The sequence below is a fragment of the Lactiplantibacillus dongliensis genome, assembly GCF_005405105.1.
Taxonomy (GTDB): Bacteria; Bacillota; Bacilli; order Lactobacillales; family Lactobacillaceae; genus Lactiplantibacillus; species Lactiplantibacillus dongliensis.
On the sequence record NZ_BJDK01000024.1, the window covers coordinates 24,926 to 43,736 of the forward strand.

The window sequence follows — 18,811 nt, forward strand, 5'->3', positions numbered from 1 at the left end:
TTAGCGGCTGCTTTTGCGTTATTCTAAAGGTAAGTCAAAACCTTGGAGGACAATGCGATGAACGGAATCTTTTACGGGGATTTATTGTTTCTGGGTGTGACGGCGTTAGTGATTCTAGCGCTGGCAGCGGTGATTTTCTTACTATTTAAATTACGACGTTAAAATTAATGATTAAAGCGGCCCAACTAGTGAGCCACTTTTTTTATCGTTCTGCTACATTTGGTGTTAGCTAAAAACTGCTGTTGTCACTAAAAACCACCGACCGCGTAATCAACGTGAGTCGGTGGTTTTTGAATTAGAAGTAATCGATTAAAGCCGGTTTGTCGTGAACCAGACTAGCATCTAATCGTTGGGCCGCAGCGTGGTCACCAGTGAGTTGACCATAGTGCCAAGCACTGGCTAAGGTCCGGGCGCCAAAGAGCGCTTTAGTGAACTGTTGAATCGTTAGTTGTAAGTCGCTCTTACCGGTTAGGTCGGCAGTCACGCGGTTGCAAGTCACTTGACCGTGCGTGACTTGTAGTTGCCAGATACCTTGGTTAGCGGGCAAGGTGGCGTCCGTCACGGCTAGGCGGATTGAGACTAGGTCACTGGTAAATGGATATTGTTTTAAGAAGTCATGTAATAAGACGATCCGGGCCATCATATACGGGGTCGTGGTGACGTGGACGGCGTATGGATTTTCGAACAGGTCAGCCAATGGTGTTTCACTCGGCGCTTCGTAACTAAACGTCTGAAACGTCGTGCCGTGCTTGGTGACAAAGTTAGCCAACCGTTGTTGTGCAGTCGGGGTGCTGGCCCCCCATTCTTGAATCGCAAAAGTAGTGGCTTGGCGGTCATAGATCAGATAGCCTTCAATCTGTTGATCGGCATTGCGATAAATTGCGACGGACCAAGCATGCTTTAACGTTAAATAATGTAGCCACCACTCAGAACGAATTACTCCCCCACGCTGGTTAATCGGTTGAGCCGCATAAAAATCATTAACAAGTGCCAAGCCTTCATTACCGTAGCGAGTGATGGTCCCGGATAAGTCATGAGGCTTAATAACCGGTAGATCGTGCGCCGCGATAGTGTGTTGCGTGTGGTTAAAGACTTGTTCGTAACCGAATTTACGATAATAAGCGTAAGAAAACGGTGCGAGATAGGATAACGGAATCTGTTTAGCCGCCATTTCTTGTAACGCTGCGGTTAACAGCTTACCAGCACCACCGCGGCCGGAATATTCGGGCGCACTCATGACGTCGCCGATGCCGTTCATCGGATAGGTGACCCCATGAAAGTTGACGTGAAACGGTAGGCTGTACAGGCCACTGACGAGTTGCTGATTGGCGTGCAAACCATAAATCCAACCGTGTTGATAACGATCCATAAAAAAGGCCCGCCGTGCAGGACTATCATGATTATTGAAGGCATATTGATACAGGTGATAGAATGCCTCCCGATCGGCGTCACTAGTTAAACGTAAATTTTCAGCCATCCGTCATTCCCCCTTTTACTTAACGGCGACAAGTTTGAAATCAGCCCAAGGTGCTAATAAGTCTAAGCATTGGGCGTCACTGGCGACGACATGGCCGACGACATTGATCCGACCGGTATTTTTAAAGTCGCGCCGGGCAATCTGGAGTTCTCCTTTGTATTGACCGAAGTCGTCATTGTCGATTAACAAGTCGCCACGCTTAACGTCGGTCGTGGCATGCGCTGGAAAGTCGCGATCTTTATAGATCACCCGCGTTTCGGAGGAGCGAATCACGTAATCCGAAAAGTCACCCCGATACGTTTGGGGTTGATCGAACAGTACCGCTTTTTCAACCGGTGTGATATCGCTGACTGTTTCAACGTGTAAGACCGGGTAGGGACTAAAGAAGACGTCACTGGCCGCTTTGAGTTCAGCTTCACTGGCATAGGCATTCGCAATAAGCACATCGTCAATGAGCCCCGTTAGTTTCAAATGTTGAACTTGCGCGGCAAGCGGTAAGCCCCGGTGTTGTTCTAATGTGCAGAGGCCATCTTGCATTGGCCAAGGCCCATAAGTCGCGTCGTTTGATGAGACAAAGGCGGCCGTGTTTAAGCCGTATTGCCGATATTGGGTCGAGGTCTGGACGAAGTAATCGTAACCGAGACCGGTATATTGTTGTGGATAAAAGTTATGTGATCCCAGTAAATTATCTTTAACGGGTGAATAATCCATGATCGTGTCAACATAGTGCGTCCCTTTCGACATGTTGACTTCAATCTTGATGCCGTATGGATTATGCGTCATGCGAGATTCTTCAGCGCCAGTAAAACCAAGGTCTAAGCGCACGCCCCAAGCACCGAGGTCATGGAAAAAGGATAAGTCATCGTAAGAAACGCCGAGTTGTTTGAATAAGCCCGGGTTCACGTCGACCATGACTTGTAACCCTAATTTATTCGCATAAGTGATGACACGTTTGAAGTTAGCGACAACTTCATCGGCGTCGCCTTTGATTTCTAGTAAAGAAGTGAAGACACGTTGGTAGCCATACTTGGCAGCTAAGTCCAAATAAGCAGCATCCTTTTCAAAAGTTGACCGTTCCGGATAAACGGATACTCCAAGTTTACTCATAATATAATTCCTCCATTGCAATTACTGTATTCGCTTACATTATCGCACAGATGATTGGTCCATACCAGCAATTACGGTAAATTGGTACCAACAAATTTTAGACATGCAAGTTCGCTGTTAATCAGTGGGGGATTATGATACGATTTTGACATAAGTACTGTTGAATTTGCTTAAGTTGCCGCTCCGGTTGGTCTGGATTGATGCTGGAACGTGGTGGCCGCGTTTTTGAGCCGAAGGGCGGTCTCAAAAGCCGGGCTTTGACTAAGCTGAGAAAGTCACTCACCTAAGTCAAACGACACCACTGAGCATCAGCCAGACCAACCTGCGCTAATTAGGGTGTATATTGGTAATCGACACGTTGATCAGCGTGTCCGCATCAGTCAACGATAACTATATACAGAATGAGATTTTGGGTGCTAGTTGAGGCTGTGACTTGATGTTTGCTACTTAAAATAGCTGGTTAAAAGTCAATGCGAAACTCAGTTATAACTGGCAATATATTCGTGAAGAAATAAATTAAAAATTAACGGAGGAATCATCATGACATTTGAAGCAATTTTACCTGAATTAAAGGCTGGCAAGAAAGCCGTACGGACTGGTTGGGAAGGAACCGAATTATATGTGGTTCTACAACCAACGACCACGTACCAAGGTGATGTATTGAACCCCTACTTCTTGATTAAGACCGCTGACGAGGCATTTAGTCTATGGTCACCGACCGATTGTGATATTTTAGCCGAAGATTGGCAGTTGGTTGCCTAATGCAATTCGATGAATTTACCGGGCAAACGGTGCTGGTAACGGGTGCGGCGTCTGGGATTGGCTTGGAACAGGTCCAGGCCTTTTTGGCGCAACATGCCCGGGTGATTGCGATTGATATTCAACCACGGCCTGGTGTTTTGGCTGCAACTGAGCAGTTAAGCTATCAAGTGGCGGATGTCACCGATGTTACAGCATTGACGGCAGCCATTCATGCGGGGGTGCAACAATTAGGGACGCCCGCAATCGTCTGCAATACCGCAGGAAAGTTGGATGGCTATCGGCCAACCCTTGAGACGAACTTAGCGGCGTGGCAGGACTTGTTAGCGACGGATTTGACGAGTCAATTTATTGTGACGAATACCGTTTTGCCAGCGATGCTGAAGCAACAACATGGCGTCTTTGTCAATATGGCTTCGATTGCTGGCTTAGTTGCTGGTGGCGGTGGCGCTGCTTATACGGCGGCCAAGCACGCTATTATCGGCTACACGAAGCAACTTGATTTGGACTATGCCGATCAAGGTATTCGCGCCAACTGTATTGCTCCGGGGGCGATTGAAACACCGATGAATGCAGCGGATTTTGCGGGCGACGGGCACATGGCGAAATGGGTTGCTGGTGAAACACCAGCTAAACGTTGGGCGAAACCCCATGAAGTGGCGGATTTGACATTGTTTTTAGCCAGCCGACATGCCGATTATATTCATGGGACTGTCATGCCGGTTGACGGCGGTTGGTTAGAAAAGTAGGGGAAAAAATGAAAGCGTGTTTGTTTTGTGCGCCGCGGCCGTATGTCTTGGAAAACGACTTGGCAGCGGCTTTTTTCGATATTCATCCAGTGAGTCGTGGTCATTTGTTGATTATTCCCAAGCACCATTATGCGACTTATTTTGATGTGCCCACTGCAGATCAGCAGGCAATGATGGCTTTACTAAAACAAGCGAAAGGCTATTTAGATGCCCGTTATCAGCCAGATGGTTATAACATTGGCATCAATGTTGGCGCGGCAGCCGGTCAGACGGTGATGCATTGTCATTTGCATTTGATTCCGCGGTATCATGGCGATGTGCCTGATCCAACGGGCGGTATTCGCAAGATGTTGCCGGCTGATCAAGGATAGCGGGGACTAATTTTAAATTAGATGGGAATACGAACATGCGTAAACGACGAATTTGGTGGGTATTAGGAATTAGTTTGATTGGGTTAGGCTTGTTGATTGGGATTGGGACAGTTTGGGCGCGGCAAATAGCGACAACTGCAACCGTCACAGCGCCCAAACGGAAAAAGCATGTTAAGGTGGCGACTAAACCGGCGAAACCCAAGCCGTTAACGGCCGCTCAAAAGCGTCGACGGGCCGCGGATCGGACTGATGGTGTGGGAAAAGTTTTAGCCACCTGGGCTGGCAATAGTCGGGTGCCTTATCAGCTCGCCAATGACCATGTGAAATTATACGATAGTTTGAAACACGTGAATAATCGGTATCATGTGACGGTTGATGGTGATGAAGAAGAGATTTCGGCGCCGATTAAAGTCGTGATTGCTAAGTTGTTCGATACTGAAAAAGGCACGTATTGTTTGATTCAGAATGTGCGTCATGTGGCTGTTAACCGACCATTTAAGGATTATACCAAGCAAACGTGGACGAACTTAAAGCCGAATTATGACTGGGGTTATATTGCGTTAAAAGATTTACGACGGACGACTTATCAGCGCTCGGTAACGACATTGCCGAAGGTGCCGTATTATTTAACGTCGTTTGAAGGTAAAAATCCGTCAAATCTGGCAATGAATCTAGGGAATACGATTGTCCATGCTTGGTCGAATGTACCCGGGACGGTTTTTCGCGCGTTTGCCCATGATACGGATACGTTATTGAACCAGCAATTCTATGCGGTGAAACGCCTAGTGCGGACAGATGGTCGCCGATACTTGTTACTGAAGACAGCAAGCAGTCGGACTATTGGTTGGTTGCCGGAAGAATCCCAGTTAGTGCAAGGCCAGTATCACGACCCAGCGACAGTGCTATTGAGGCCTAAGTCGACTGAAACGGTGACACAGGCTGTTCAGCACCCAATCAAACGAACTGAAAGTAGTGGTTATCTCAGTCGCAGTCGCGTGACTTGGGTGACGGATCGGCAACATCAGCTTAAGCGAGCTTTAATCTTGACGGCAATGAATACGCCGATTAAAGTGACGTTTAGAGCCGGCCAAGCGCAACAAGTGGCCTTTTATCAGCCGAATCGGCGTCGGAATCGCGTGATTAAGGTGCATTTCAAAAAGCAGTCTAACCAGCGGACTTATGATCGTGAAAATGAATATGGCGATGCTGGCAGTGTTACGGTTTACCGAAATCATAAGCGGCGTTTGGTATCGTTTAGTGATGGCGATGATCCGACTGATGAAGAAGGGTATACGGCAAGTGGTGTCTTATATCGCAATCGGACGGCCACGTTTAAGAGTGGTATTTGGTCTAATCAAGATGATTAAAAAGTGAGGTCAATAAAAATGGATGCATTAGATAAAGCCGGGCGGACCGGTCAGATTTTAGATGAGCAACCGGTGTATCAGGGACCAATTTTTGATTTGGTTAAGCAAACCATCAAAACACCGGATGGGTTAACGGTTGATCGAGATTTAATCAAGCATGGCGATGCGGTTACGATTTTAGCGATTACCGATGATGACCAAGTTGTCGTGAATACGGAATATCGGGTCGGCTTGAATGCCGAAACGATTAGCTTACCGGCGGGATTGATTAATGCTGGTGAAGCACCGTTAGCGGCGGCGACACGCGAATTACAAGAAGAAACGGGTTACATTGCCCATGATAGCCAAGTGATGACGGCGATTACGTCTTCTGAAGGCTTTACGAGTGAAACGGTGAACTTGATTTTAACCCATATTGATCCAACTGAGCATGGCGAACGCCACTTCGATGCCGATGAATTTGTGAATAATCAGTTGGTGCCGTTGCGCCAAGTGATTGATTTATTGCGGGCTGGTAAGATTCGGTCGGCTCAGGCGGTCTGTGCGTTAACTTGGTATTTGAACTTTTTGCGCGAGGCGTAGCGGATGAACTTAGCTGAAAAATTTGCTTATATGGCGACTGGTCAGCCGTATTTAGATTTGGATGCTGATTTGATTGCCGCGCGTCATACGGCAACGACCGTGACGACTCACTTGAATGCCATCACTGATCCCATAAAGCAAGGGCCGATTTTTCGGCAGTTAGTAGGCAGTGCGGGACAGCAGCCGTTTGTTAACCCTAACTTCCGGGTTGAATTCGGGCGTAATATTCATGTGGGTGACCAGTTTTACGCTAATTATGATTGTGTGATGCTGGATGGCGCCCCGATTACGATTGGTGATCACGTCTTGTTTGGTCCGAAAGTTGGCTTGTATACGAGTAATCATTTATTTGATGCAACGGAACGGCAAAATGGCGGTTGTATTGCCAAACCGATTACAATTGGTGATCGTTGCTGGTTAGCGGCCAAAGTCAGTGTTTTACCAGGTGTGACGATTGGTGATAATACGATTGTCGGTGCAGGTAGTGTGGTGACCCATGATCTGCCGAGCAATGTCTTAGCAGCTGGAAATCCGTGTCGGGTTTTGCGGCCAATTACGGCGGCAGATCGGACTGAATTTACGGGGATGCGGTTTACGGAATAATATAAAAACTGGTCAGACTTCTTTGAAAAAGTCTGACCAGTTTTTTGTTACAGTAGTGATCTACTTAAAATAATTCTCTAAGAAAACAGCCACCCCATCGTCATCGTTACTCAAGGTTTCGTCGGTTGTCGCGGCTTTCACCTTTGGAATGGCATTAGCCATCGCCACGCCGACTTTGGCCGCTTTGAGCATACCGAGGTCATTTTCTTCATCACCAAAGGCCATCAAGTTACTGAAGTCTTCGTTGGAGTGTGCTAACAAGGCCTTTAAACCGGCTGATTTATCGGTACCAGCCGGTAAATATTCTAACAAGTTACGGCGTGAAGGTACGACGTGGAACTTATCAGTGACTGCTTGTGGCAAGTTGGCTTGGATACTGGCCACATCTTCATAAGCACTCACGACTTTACCGAATTGATCATCGGCGGGTAAGTCGTTGAAATGAACGTCTTTAAAGGGCATTAAGCCGCGCATAAAGTCTTCATATGGCGATTTGCCAAGTTCGACTAATGAATAGACTTGCTTTAAGTCGATGACATCAAGTGGGAATTGTTGGGCCTGCGCGTAGTCGTATAGTGGCTGAATATCAGTTTTTGTAACGCTATTACGAGCTAAGACATCCCCAGTCGTATTTTGTTGAACGAGGCCGCCATTGAACGTAATGGCGAAGTCCGTCGATTGTTCCAAATCCAATTGCTTTAAAAAAGGTTGGATGGCCTTAATTGGCCGCCCCGTACAGAGTACGATCCGTTTACCAGCAGTGTGGAGTTGCTTTAACACGGCTTCGGTCTTCGGTGAAATCGTTTTGTCAGACGTTAATAACGTATTATCTAAATCCAATGCAATTGTCGTAATCATCCTAAAAATCCTTTCTAGTTAAGTTTTAAAATGGTCTTGATGGCAGCGGCCATGGCATCAGGTTCCGTGACTTGATGGTGACGTACCGGCGCTGTCCGCAAGTTGTCAACGGTCGCTGGGATGGGCGTCTTAATCAAGGCGTGTAACTGGTCGACGGCTGCTAAGCCATCAACATCGTGATCTTGCCCAGTAATGGCTGCCAAGACGGCTTTCGGGAACTTATACGGGCTAGCGGTTGAAACGACCACCATCGGCCGCTGATCCTTCGTGGCGGCTTGATATTGCTTAGCGACGGCGGAGGCAACGGCCGTATGCGGATCAATCGTGTAATGATGATGCGCATACAAGTGGTGGATCTCGTGTTGGTCTTGGCCTTCAGTGACGAAGCCGGCCCAGAATTCCGTGACGGCTTGGCGCATGGCTGGGGTTAAGGTATAAGACCCTTTCGTTTGTAAATCAGTCATCAAACTAGCCGTTTGCTTTGGGTCTTCACCAGTTAGATAGAAGATTAAGCGTTCCAAGTTACTGGAAACTAAAATATCCATGGATGGTGAACTGGTTAAGAAGAATTCTCGGTTCTTGTTATAGACGCCGGTATTAAAGAAATCAGTCAGCACGTTATTGCGGTTTGACGCACAAATTAGCTTATGAATCGGCACGCCTAATTGTTTGGCATAGTAGCCGGCTAAGATGTCGCCGAAGTTCCCGGTTGGCACACTAAAGTTGACTTCATCACCATTTTTAATCTGGCCTTGCTTGATCAATTGGGCGTACGCATAGACGTAGTAAGCCACTTGTGGGAATAGGCGGCCAATATTGATCGAGTTGGCACTTGAAAATTGGAATTGGTTGGCTGCTAATTGGGCGTGTAACTCGCGGTCATTAAGCAGTTCTTTGACTTTAGTCTGAGCATCATCAAAGTTCCCATTAATCGCGACCACGTAAGTATTTTCACCAACTTGGGTTACCATCTGTTGTTTCTGAATAGCGCTGACCCCAGCTTGTGGGTAGAAGACGATGATCTTGGTTTGGTCGACATCCGCAAAGCCAGCCATGGCCGCTTTACCGGTGTCACCCGAGGTCGCCGTTAAAATCACGACTTCGGCTTGTAACTGGTTCTTTTTAGCAGCAGTCGTCATTAAATGCGGTAAGATTTGTAAGGCTAAATCTTTGAAGGCGATTGTGGGGCCGTGGAAGAGTTCCAAGTAGTACTGCTTGCCATGCTTCGTGACGGGGGCAATGGCGGGATCATCGAACTGGGTGCCGTAAGCGGCTTGGATACAGCTTTTAAGTTCGGCTTCGGTGTAGTCGGTGAAGAAGAGCTTTAAAACCTCGTAAGCGACTGTTTGATAATCGGCCTGAGCTAATTGGTCAAAATCAAAGTCGGCTTGTGGCAAGGTAACGGGGACAAACAAACCACCATCGGGAGTTAAGCCTTGTAATACGGCTTGTGAACTCGTCATGGTCTGGCTTGCAGATTCACGGGTACTGCGATAAAGTGTTTCCATAGATGAACGTCCTTTCACTTAGTTTGCTTTAAATGATACACTAATTTACGAGTCAGCGGGGGCGTTTCCACGAAAATAACCGGGAATCTTGGTTGCAAAATGTAACCGGTTACTGTTTCGATAGTTATTGCCGCTTCGGTTGGGCTGGACTGACGCTGGAACGTGGTGGCCACGTTTGGAAGCCAAAGGGCGGTCTTCCAAGCCGGGCTTTATCTAAGTCGGAAAATCACCGACTAAGATAAACGACACCACTGAGCCAATTCTGGTCCGCCCGGCGTTAATAAACGGGAACTAATGACTATTTATTGTCGGCCCCAGATATAGCCGAGAGGTTGGTTCCTAAAATGCTCAGCCGTGTCGTTGGCCTTGGCGTTCCAGCGTTTTAGGAACCAACCGGCAGGCGGTGCGTTCAACTAGCACCAAGCGTGAATGGATTAATGTTGATAGCGTAATCGTGTTTGTCCAATGAAAATAAAAATTGTGGCCAATTTAAGATTCAAGAAACACGTGTTAGTTGGCTTCTATAATTATTGGTGTGTCGCGGTTGAAAGATTTTGAAATTAATGGTTTAGGCAAAGTAAAGTGAATCTCAATTAATGCCGGTTGGGCCACCACGTTCCAGCCGATGCTGGCCCAACCAGAGTGGCACTTTTAAATTAACTAACAATAAACATAACTAAAAGGGGTATCATAATATGCAATTAGCAGGTATTTCACATCGAGCTGAGAGTGCGGACACCGCGATTCTAGCGGATCATCAGTTATTGATGCGGTTGCGCACGGCCTTAGATGATGTGCAACAAGTAGAATTGATTTATGGCGATATGTATTTGTGGCAGGCAGGTACACCGTTGCAACACGCGCAGTTACGGCCAACGTTAGCGACGCAAGCCCAACAATATTGGACATTACCCGTGACGGTACCGACGAATCGGTTAATTTATGCTTTTAAGTTGACTGATTTGAATGGTGCGACGATTGGTTACGGTGATGATGGGTTCTTTGAGGATACTGCCACTAACTGGGCCACGACTGGGCATTATTTCCATCTGCCATATTTACATGTTAGTGATGCTGAGTTGCCACCCGCTTGGGTCAAATCGACCGTCTGGTATCAGATTTTTCCAGAACGGTTTGCCAATGGTGATGCTGGCAATGACCCGGCCGATACCCAACCTTGGGGGCAGGGGCCAGTTAAGCCGGACTCGTTTTATGGTGGTGATTTACGTGGTATTATTGACCACTTAGATGACTTGGCGGATTTGGGAATCAACGGGTTGTATCTCTGTCCAATCTTCACGTCACCCTCTAATCATAAATATGACACTTTAGATCACTTTGAGATTGATCCGCATTTTGGAACCAAAAAGGATTTTCAAGAGTTGGTCGATGGCGCGCATGCACGTGGCATGCGTGTTATGTTGGATGCGGTCTTCAATCACTTTGGAGCGGCGTCACCGCAATGGCAGGATGTCGTGAAAAATGGGGCGAAATCGCGATTTGCCGATTGGTTCCATATCCATGATTGGCCAGTGGGGCGCGACCAACAAACGGGGGCGCTAAATTATGAAACCTTTGGCACCACGGCGAGCATGCCGAAATTAAATACGCAAAACCCAGCCGTTCGGGACTATTTGATTGAAATCACCACTTATTGGTTATCACAATTGGATATCGATGCTTGGCGCTTTGACGTGGCCGATGAAGTTGACCACGGCACGTGGCGCGCCATTTGCGCAGCCTTGCGCGCGGTCAAACCCGACGTTTACTTGCTGGGTGAGGCTTGGCATAGTAGTCCCTCGTTAATTGGTAATGGCCAGTTTGATGCGGTCATGAACTATCCTTTGACCCAGCCAATCTTAGCGTTATTCAATCATGAACTGACGCTTAAAGATTATGTTGGTAAGACAAATCTTCAGTTGACCCAGTATCCACGACCGAATCAACAAGTGATGCTCAATGCGCTGGATACGCATGATACGGCGCGGGCCATCACGGTAATGGGAGGGCAACCACAGCGCTTGCAGGCAGCACTAACGTTAATGATGCTATTGCCAGGGAGTCCGTGCCTTTATTATGGCACTGAAGTTGGCCTACCAGGTGGTCCTGACCCGGATAATCGGCGTTGTATGCCTTGGCAGCCAGCACCAGCCACCACGAAAATGTATGGCTTTGTCCGTGCGCTATTAGTTTGGCGGCGGCAACAGGCCGAATTCTTAGCGACGAGTGCGCTGAGCTGGCAGATTGAGGGTAATTGTTTAGTCTTGATTCGGCAGCATGCTGATCAGACGGTCACGGGGACCTTCAATCTGGGTAAGTCGGCCCAAACGATGGCTAATGATGGGATGACGGTCTTGGCGGTTGGTCAGCAAGGGCAACAGTTGGCGGCCGGCGGATTTAGCTTGCAAGTTCAATAGTTGGCAAGTTAAAAATGATAAATGCATACTGATTGCTTAGCAGTATTTGGACTAGTTGAGTTTAGCGAAAATTGGCTAGTCCATTTGATTACGGTGGGGGCTAGTTGCATCAGGTGTCACTCTGGTTGGGTTAGCGTTGCTTGGAATAGGGTGACCGCGTTTATGTGCTGAACGGGCTAGTGAGCACTTATACTAAATCTCCGACAACAAAAAAACTCGCCCATAAGTGGACGAGTTTTAAAGTCAATCTTTATTTAGCAGCAGCTGGTTTGATACCGCGGCCTTGAATGAATTCGATGACAATCAAAACAACGTAGCAGATTAGGACGATGCCTAATAAGTTGGTTGTTTGCACGGTACTGGATAACCAGTAGTATTGCCAGTTCTGGTTGTTGAAAACCCACCATACTAACAAACCGGCGAGTAAACCTAAGGTATTCATAATTGCAATAAAGAAAATATTGCCGTTTTGCTTTTGACCAGCCCAGTAAGCTGACAGAATTGCCATCCAAACGCCCCAGACAATTAAGCCTACGACAACAACCCAATAAATAAGTGATGCGATCATCGGTACTCCTTCTTTCTACAAGTTAATACCATTATTTTACCATGAATTCGATTACATTGGGAGCTTCAGTGAGAATTTTCACAATAGAAATCTTAAAGTTAGCGGGCATTACTTGTTATTTGGAAGCGAATTATTTACAATTAGAGAATAATAACAAGGAAAATGGGAAAGGGTTGGCAATTGATGACTTCTGCATGGAACTGGATTGGAATCATTGCTTGGATCGTTGTACTGGTATTGTTCGTGTGGGTATTTCATAATATTCGCGTGCGTCGCATTAAGATGATTGTCGAACGGAAACATACCTTTGAATGGCCAAGTTTATTTATCACGATTGGTGAATTAATTGTGAGTTTGGGATTAGTTGCTGGCATGTTTTTTGTCACGTTTAATCATCGGGTCAGTCTAGCGAAGAACGATGTCAGTGTCAGTTACGACTATGAACCGTTAGTTATGCAAGTTGGCAGCAATGGGTCAACTTATGTGGCCGTTGACCGTGGGAGTGCTAACAAGCCGGTGCATATTTATAACTACTGGGTCAAAGGTGCTAAATATACGGTTTCAAGTAATAAAGCCACGGTGGTGACTAACTTGAATCAAGTTAAAGTTGCCGATGCGGGGATTCCGTGGCAGCAACACGCCTTATTAAAACAAGATAAGCAACATGAAAAAGCTTATGTTGCTAAGATGACGGCGACGTATAAGCCTAGTTTTTGGAATGGGTTAGGTGTCCACGTGGGGCATCAAGCAATGACGCGTTGGCTGATTCGAGTCCCAGCACAATCGTTTATTAACACAACTGATTTACAAGCTGAATAGCCTAGTCAAAGGAACAATCCGTCTTGGATTGTTCCTTTTTGGTCATAAATGCTAAAAGTTATTAAATGTTTATATCAGAATGTTGTTTTTAGTTTTAGTTCACCGTATAAAGGAGTAGAATTAAGTAGTTACAAATTTTTGGATATTTACACATTATTTATCTAGTTAAAATAGCTTTGGGGTTAGCTGGCTGTAACGGATCACGCTAGTTGGTCCAGTATCGGCCGGGACACCGTGACCTACAATAATATGGTCTTGCAGGGGAAATCTAGGCAAGTGAAAGCACCGACCTAGACAAATAACACCCGGCCGGCGGTAGTGTTAACTAGTCCCAAATGTCGTTAAGATATCTGAAAGCAAGCAACTAATCGAAAAATAATGAAGGAAGCGAACCGATGATAGTCGAACAAGTTAATCCACTATTGGTGTGTGGCATCATTGGCGATGAAACCACCTTAATCGTGAACAAATGTCTGACGGGCCCTTTCACCAATCGCTATGATTTGGCAACGGCACCGGTCACGACAGATACCACGCTTAGCGAGACGGTGGCCAGGATCACTGCCATTGAGACCGGCTTACAAACAACGATTGAAAAACAACTCGGCACTATTCGTTTTACTTTTCCAGCGGTCGAAGCTGATCAGCCACGCTGGGCAATGATCAGTACTTTTTATGTGTTACAACCGGTTGGCGGCCAGCTCCTTAGTGAACGGCCAGCCTTTACGGATGCTGTTTCGGCCGGGGCCGCCCGGGTACCGTTGAGTCAGTTGAACTGGGCCAACAGTTCACCCTTGGTGATGCAGGCTAAACGTTATTTGGAAACGGGGGCGTTCCCGATTGCCGATCAACGGATTTCGCAATATGCCATTCCAAGTACGCCACAATTCAGTGAAGCTTAGCGGGTTGACAATTTAAAAGTAACGTTGTAAGTTAGAAACAGCTTAAAAAATGATACGTTGATGAGAAGAGTAGCAAAGTTGTGATGACAGCGAGTCAATGGTTGGTGAAAATTGATGATTGCGGCTTAGTGAAGATGAACTCGGAGTTTAATTAATGGTGTGTTGGTGCTGTTGATTCGGATTAGTCGCCGTTATCCTGATGTCGTTTATGCAGTATGGTGAACGCAAGAGGCAGCATGAGCTGTGAACTTAGGTGGCACCTCGGAGTGATTAAACTTCGTCCTTATGAGAATTAAGGACGGAGTTTTTTTGTGATTGAACGTTAAAGTTGGAAGGGGTTTTTAGCATGGATCAAGCAGCATTTATTAAAAAGTACGCTACAAATCGGCAGCACACGAACTCGCTCAAATGGGACGCTTTAGATGAACGATATGGTAATCCGGATTTAATTGCGATGTGGGTTGCAGATATGGAATTTAAAGTGCCGGAAGCCGTTACGACTGCCCTAAATGCTCGAATTGCGCATGGCATTTATGGCTATTCCTATACACCTGATAGCTACTATCAAGCCTTTTTTAATTGGGAGCAACAGCGGCACCAATTGCACTTGGAAAAAGACTGGATTCGCTTTGGAACCGGGGTAGTGAACTCGTTGTATGCGTTAGTGAATACGTATACCCGACCTGGAGATGCCGTCTTGATCTTAACGCCGGTCTACTACCCATTTTTTGATGCGGTCAAAGACAATCATCGGCAATTAGTGACATCGGAACTACACAATGATCAGGGTCACTACACGATTGACTTTGATGATGTGGAACGCCAGATTAAAGCCCATGAAGTTCGCTTATTTATCCAATGTTCACCGCATAATCCGGTCGGCCGTATCTGGACGGAAGCCGAAGAAACCCGGTTATTGGCGCTATGTGAGCAATATGGCGTCTTAGTAGTTTCTGATGAGATTCATCAAGATCTAGAAATCGATCCACAAAATCATCCGTTCAGGTCAGCCTTGACCGTTGCCAATCGGCGGTTTGAGGATAATGTGATTGTTGTGAATGCGCCATCCAAGACCTTTAATATGGCAGCCCTGTTGAATTCACATGTGATTATTCCTAATCCCAAGTTGCGGCAACAGTATGATGCTTATATGACGACGGTTAACCAAACGGAGACCAACGTCTTAGGTCAAACGGCGGGCCAAGCCGCCTACACAGACGGGGCCGACTGGTTAGATCACATCTTGGCGATTGTTCGAAGTAACTATCAGTATTTAAAGACGACTTTAGCACAAAAAGCACCGAAGATTGTGATTGCGGAGCTTCAAGGGACCTACTTGACTTGGCTAGATATTCGACCATACGTTAAACCAGAATATACCCGCGAATTCATTGTCGACAAATGTGGGTTGGCGGTGGACTTTGGTGAATGGTTCAGTGCCAATGACCAAGGTTTTGTTCGCTTGAACTTGGCGACTGATCCGAAGTATGTGCACCAAGCTGTCGCTAATATTACAGCATGTTTAGCACAGTTGGCTAAGTAAGCTAACTGGTCAGGCAGTTCGATGGTTAAAGTTAATGATGATGAAGTCCGCTACGGCGGGCTTTTTTGGTGTAAAAATGTTCTCGCAAGACAAGTTGGGTTAGCTAAGGTCGGTGCGTGTCACCCCACTGACACATCGACTGAATAATTGGAAACAGGCTTTCACCATTGGCAGTTAGCTGGTATTCGACCCGTAACGGTATTTCAGGATACTGGGTGCGTAAGATTAAGCCATCGACTTCAAGTTCTTTTAGTGTGTGGCTCAGCGTTTTATGCGTGATATGGCCAAGCAGTCGATGGAGCTCGCCATAGCGTAGTGTCTGTTGATGATGTAAATAAAAGATAATCAGCAGTTTCCATTTACCACTAATGAGACCCAGGGTGTAGCCAAACGAGGTACGGTCGTTGTCTTTGAATTTAGAAGTGCTCATGATTGGGCTTCAACTTTTTGGACTTGGGCCATCACATCTGCCAAGGTGATGGCCTTTAAAGTTTGCTGGGCAGCTTGTTGGACTTGCTGATAGTAGGCATCTAAGACGATGGGCATCGCTTGGCCAACTTGACAATCACTGGCGGTGTCCATATTTAAATGTAGCAATGGCCGTGCATCGACCGCTTCATAGATGTTGCAAAGCGAAATGTCAGTGGTTGGTCTAGTAAGTTGTGGCTGCGGGTGGCCAGTCGTACTACTTAACAAGTCAGCCCGTTTGAGTTGGCTCATTAATTGGCGGACTTGTGACGCATTTTTGTTCAGACTATGGGCAATGGCCGTGCTGGAAAGATCATGGTTGCCATTGCCGCCGAGTGCGATAAACGTTAGCACGTGGATGGCATCGCTTAGTTTAGTTGAGTATTTCAAAATTAAGGCTCCTTAAAAATAGTTGTTGCTGTTATTTTAAACCAAACAGGTATTTTTTGAAAGGCAGTATCTTTTAGGAAAGTAAGTATCTTTAAAGTGCGTTCTTGTCAGCACTTGCTGTTTAGTTTATATTAACAACCAGATAATTTTTTAGGAGGTTACTTAATGAAATTAGCAACGGATGAGGAACAAAGAACCTATGAACAAGCACTGCAAGTTACTTTGGATGAGATTGCGGCGGCGGATGCCGTCATTGTTGGTGGCGCTTCTGGCATGTCGACGGCCAATGGGTGGGATTACTATTCAGCCAATGCGAATTTTCAAAAAGAATTTTCGCCTTGGTATGATAAATATCAAATTAATGGTATTTTTGATGGGACCTATCGTGATTGGCAAGATCCAGAAGAACGCTGGGGGTTTATGGCGCATTTCTTTTATTGGGTTAAGCACTTGCCGATTGGCGACACTTACCAGGACTTAAAGACGTTACTGGCTAACAAATCAGTCTTTGTTTGGACGACCAATCAGGATCGGCAATTTAATAAGATCTATCCAGCCAGTCAAATTGCACATCCGTAAGGTGATGATGGTTATTTTCAGTGCTCAACTGGTCAGCACGATCGCGTTATTCCAGCAGATGAAATTATTGAACAAATGGCTGCTAACACGCAAGGGACTCGGCTGCCACAGGCTGATTGGCCACGTTGTCGAATCTGTGGGGCACCGTTATCACCATGGTTCCGGTCGCCACAATTCATTGAAGGGACTTTTTGGAGTCAGGAATTAAAGAAGTACAGTGATTTCTTAAATGCGCATCAAAATCAAAAGGTCTTGTTTTTAGAGTTAGGTGTGGGTCAAATGACACCTAATATTATTAAGTATCCCTTCTGGGAAATGGTGAATGCGTGGCCACATGCTGAATTGGTTAGTATTGCACTGAAAAATACCAATGTCCCGGCACCCATTAAAACGAAGAGTTTGATTTTTAATGCTGATATCAAGGTGGTTTTAGACGACTTGGTGCAAGCACAAGGAGGCCGTTAAGATGCCAACTTTGACAACACAACAGCAATTTAAGTTGAGTCTGGATCAAGCTGACGCGGTGTTAATTGGTGTCAGTAATGGGTTATCGGTCGCGGAGGGCTACGATTATTATCGACCTGGGGCGTGGTTTCAAGCAAAACTAGGCGCTTTTAGTCAACGCTATGGGTTTAAAACCGTTTTGGAAGGGGCTAATTATCATTTTAAAACGGCCACTGATTACTGGTCTTTCCAAACGGCGGTGGCGATGGCTAGTACGTTTTCAGTGACTGAAGTGCCGGTTAGTCAGGCGTTATATCAATTAGTTCAAGCAAAACCACACTTTGTGTTGACGACGTTGGTGGATGATCATTTGGAAAAAGGCGGGTTTGCGTCATCAATAATTTTTGAAGTTGAAGGCAATTATCAGCGGTTGCAGCGCGCTGATTTACAAGGTCCCCAAGCGTGGCCAGCTGAAACGGCCATTCGAGCTATGGCGACACAGCTGCAAAGCGGTGAGCTGTCAGCAGCAGACTTGCCCCATGACCCTAGTGATGGCGCACTGTTAGTGCCCGCAGTTGGGCAGGTTGTCCATGATGCCAATTTTGAGCGTCAGCAGCAAGCTTTACAAAACTTTATTCAAACGTATCAGCAACGACGGGTTGTCTTATTAGAAGTTGGCGTCGGACCACACCACCCCGTTATTCAATCACTATTTGGCCAGTTGCAACGTGGCCTAGCGCATGTTACGCGACTATCTTTGAATATGACATTATTGCCGAGTGCTGATTGTGGCCTGACTGGTGATATTAAGACGAGTTTGGCTAGTTTGAATCGGTTATCAAAATGACAGCCTGTGTCTTCTGCCAGCCAGCTAATCAGCACTACGTTGTTGAAAATGACGTGGCGGGGATGTTATATGATACCCATCCAGTGACACCCGGGCACGCACTGATTGTGACGAAGCAACATACTGCGACTTTTTTTAAAACGTCACTTGAGGTGCAAGTGGGCATGTTAGCTTTACTGCCAAAAGTAAAGGCCATCATTGATGCCAATTATCATCCAGCTGGTTATAATTTAGATGTGAATATCGGACGTGCCGGTGGTCAAGCCATTATGCATACTCATTTACATGTCATTCCGCGTTATCGGCATGACCAGCTAAGCACGAATCAGCCAATCCAGCGGCAGTTACCAGCTGGACTGCCAGGTTAAGCTTTGTTCTAAGTGAGTGGAGGACTATTCAAAAAGCGCGATGCACCGTTTACTTTTAGGGGCATCGCGCTTTTTGAAATTAGTG

The 18,811-nt window shown here is 46.3% G+C and carries 21 protein-coding genes; 14 read left to right on the forward strand and 7 right to left on the reverse strand.

Annotated features, from left to right (window positions below):
- Positions 1–295: 295 nt before the first annotated feature.
- On the reverse strand, positions 296–1,477 hold the full coding sequence (locus FFM80_RS09820; protein ID WP_137640622.1) for a GNAT family N-acetyltransferase: 1,182 nt from the start codon (positions 1,475–1,477) through the stop codon (positions 296–298).
- A gap of 15 nt (positions 1,478–1,492) precedes the next feature.
- Positions 1,493–2,584 (reverse strand): DUF871 domain-containing protein, encoded by a 1,092-nt coding sequence (locus FFM80_RS09825; RefSeq protein WP_137640623.1) that lies wholly within the window; start codon positions 2,582–2,584, stop codon positions 1,493–1,495.
- 540 nt (positions 2,585–3,124) lie between these two features.
- Here FFM80_RS09825 and FFM80_RS09830 point away from each other — a divergent pair.
- From FFM80_RS09830 to FFM80_RS09855, 6 genes are read left to right on the forward strand one after another with little or no spacing between them, the layout of a single operon-like run.
- A complete protein-coding gene (locus FFM80_RS09830; RefSeq protein ID WP_137636183.1) occupies positions 3,125–3,346 on the forward strand; it encodes a DUF2829 domain-containing protein in 222 nt (73 codons plus the stop codon).
- On the forward strand, positions 3,346–4,092 hold the full coding sequence (locus tag FFM80_RS09835; RefSeq protein ID WP_137640624.1) for a 3-oxoacyl-ACP reductase: 747 nt from the start codon (positions 3,346–3,348) through the stop codon (positions 4,090–4,092). The genes FFM80_RS09830 and FFM80_RS09835 overlap by 1 nt, the downstream gene beginning before the upstream one ends.
- 8 nt (positions 4,093–4,100) lie before the next feature.
- On the forward strand, positions 4,101–4,463 hold the full coding sequence (locus FFM80_RS09840) for an HIT family protein (RefSeq protein ID WP_137640625.1): 363 nt from the start codon (positions 4,101–4,103) through the stop codon (positions 4,461–4,463).
- A gap of 35 nt (positions 4,464–4,498) precedes the next feature.
- Positions 4,499–5,830 carry a hypothetical protein gene (locus FFM80_RS09845; protein WP_137640626.1) on the forward strand — a complete coding sequence of 444 codons (1,332 nt, stop codon included), beginning with the start codon at positions 4,499–4,501 and terminating at the stop codon, positions 5,828–5,830.
- Between the two features lie 18 nt (positions 5,831–5,848).
- Positions 5,849–6,412 (forward strand): NUDIX hydrolase, encoded by a 564-nt coding sequence (locus FFM80_RS09850; protein ID WP_137640627.1) that lies wholly within the window; start codon positions 5,849–5,851, stop codon positions 6,410–6,412.
- Between the two features lie 3 nt (positions 6,413–6,415).
- Positions 6,416–7,015, forward strand: a complete 600-nt coding sequence (locus tag FFM80_RS09855) for a sugar O-acetyltransferase (RefSeq protein ID WP_137640628.1) — start codon at positions 6,416–6,418, stop codon at positions 7,013–7,015.
- Between the two features lie 60 nt (positions 7,016–7,075).
- Here the strand turns inward: FFM80_RS09855 and FFM80_RS09860 are convergent, their stop codons facing one another.
- Both FFM80_RS09860 and thrC read right to left on the reverse strand, forming a co-directional pair.
- Positions 7,076–7,873 (reverse strand): Cof-type HAD-IIB family hydrolase, encoded by a 798-nt coding sequence (locus FFM80_RS09860; RefSeq protein WP_137640629.1) that lies wholly within the window; start codon positions 7,871–7,873, stop codon positions 7,076–7,078.
- A 14-nt stretch (positions 7,874–7,887) separates the two neighbouring features.
- Entirely contained in the window at positions 7,888–9,381 is a 1,494-nt protein-coding gene (thrC, locus tag FFM80_RS09865; RefSeq protein ID WP_137640630.1) for a threonine synthase, read from the reverse strand.
- 695 nt (positions 9,382–10,076) lie between these two features.
- Between thrC and FFM80_RS09870 the strand changes: the two genes are divergently transcribed.
- Positions 10,077–11,798, forward strand: a complete 1,722-nt coding sequence (locus FFM80_RS09870) for a glycoside hydrolase family 13 protein (RefSeq protein ID WP_137640631.1) — start codon at positions 10,077–10,079, stop codon at positions 11,796–11,798.
- A gap of 250 nt (positions 11,799–12,048) precedes the next feature.
- On the opposite strand, the gene FFM80_RS09875 is transcribed toward FFM80_RS09870, so the two are convergent.
- Positions 12,049–12,366 (reverse strand): hypothetical protein, encoded by a 318-nt coding sequence (locus tag FFM80_RS09875; protein ID WP_137640632.1) that lies wholly within the window; start codon positions 12,364–12,366, stop codon positions 12,049–12,051.
- Between the two features lie 183 nt (positions 12,367–12,549).
- On the opposite strand from FFM80_RS09875, the gene FFM80_RS09880 reads away from it, so the two are divergent.
- From FFM80_RS09880 to FFM80_RS09890, 3 genes are all read left to right on the forward strand, one after another.
- The gene (locus FFM80_RS09880) at positions 12,550–13,185 is read left to right on the forward strand and encodes an LVIS_2131 family protein (RefSeq protein WP_137640633.1); all 636 of its coding nucleotides are present in this window, start codon (positions 12,550–12,552) and stop codon (positions 13,183–13,185) included.
- Between the two features lie 395 nt (positions 13,186–13,580).
- Complete coding sequence (locus tag FFM80_RS09885; RefSeq protein ID WP_137640634.1) at positions 13,581–14,087, forward strand: NUDIX hydrolase; 507 nt, start codon at positions 13,581–13,583, stop codon at positions 14,085–14,087.
- Positions 14,088–14,433: 346 nt separating this feature from the next.
- Positions 14,434–15,630 (forward strand): MalY/PatB family protein, encoded by a 1,197-nt coding sequence (locus FFM80_RS09890; protein WP_137640635.1) that lies wholly within the window; start codon positions 14,434–14,436, stop codon positions 15,628–15,630.
- Positions 15,631–15,733: 103 nt separating this feature from the next.
- On the opposite strand, the gene FFM80_RS09895 is transcribed toward FFM80_RS09890, so the two are convergent.
- Together FFM80_RS09895 and FFM80_RS09900 are read right to left on the reverse strand one after the other, a co-directional pair.
- Positions 15,734–16,060 (reverse strand): winged helix-turn-helix transcriptional regulator, encoded by a 327-nt coding sequence (locus FFM80_RS09895; RefSeq protein WP_137640636.1) that lies wholly within the window; start codon positions 16,058–16,060, stop codon positions 15,734–15,736.
- Positions 16,057–16,488, reverse strand: a complete 432-nt coding sequence (locus FFM80_RS09900) for an RrF2 family transcriptional regulator (RefSeq protein WP_223877335.1) — start codon at positions 16,486–16,488, stop codon at positions 16,057–16,059. Before FFM80_RS09900 ends, FFM80_RS09895 begins: the two co-directional genes overlap by 4 nt.
- A 165-nt stretch (positions 16,489–16,653) precedes the next feature.
- Here FFM80_RS09900 and FFM80_RS09905 point away from each other — a divergent pair, with 165 nt between their 5' ends.
- From FFM80_RS09905 to FFM80_RS09920, 4 genes are all read left to right on the forward strand, one after another.
- Positions 16,654–17,067: an SIR2 family NAD-dependent protein deacylase gene (locus tag FFM80_RS09905; protein ID WP_137640638.1), complete on the forward strand. Its 414-nt coding sequence runs from the start codon at positions 16,654–16,656 to the stop codon at positions 17,065–17,067.
- Positions 17,068–17,142: 75 nt separating this feature from the next.
- Positions 17,143–17,532, forward strand: a complete 390-nt coding sequence (locus tag FFM80_RS09910; protein ID WP_137640639.1) for a hypothetical protein — start codon at positions 17,143–17,145, stop codon at positions 17,530–17,532.
- 1 nt (position 17,533) lies between these two features.
- Positions 17,534–18,358, forward strand: a complete 825-nt coding sequence (locus FFM80_RS09915) for an SIR2 family NAD-dependent protein deacylase (RefSeq protein ID WP_137640640.1) — start codon at positions 17,534–17,536, stop codon at positions 18,356–18,358.
- Positions 18,355–18,726, forward strand: coding sequence for an HIT family protein (locus FFM80_RS09920; RefSeq protein ID WP_137640641.1), 372 nt, complete (start codon positions 18,355–18,357; stop codon positions 18,724–18,726). The genes FFM80_RS09915 and FFM80_RS09920 overlap by 4 nt, the downstream gene beginning before the upstream one ends.
- The last annotated feature ends 85 nt before the right edge of the window (positions 18,727–18,811 follow it).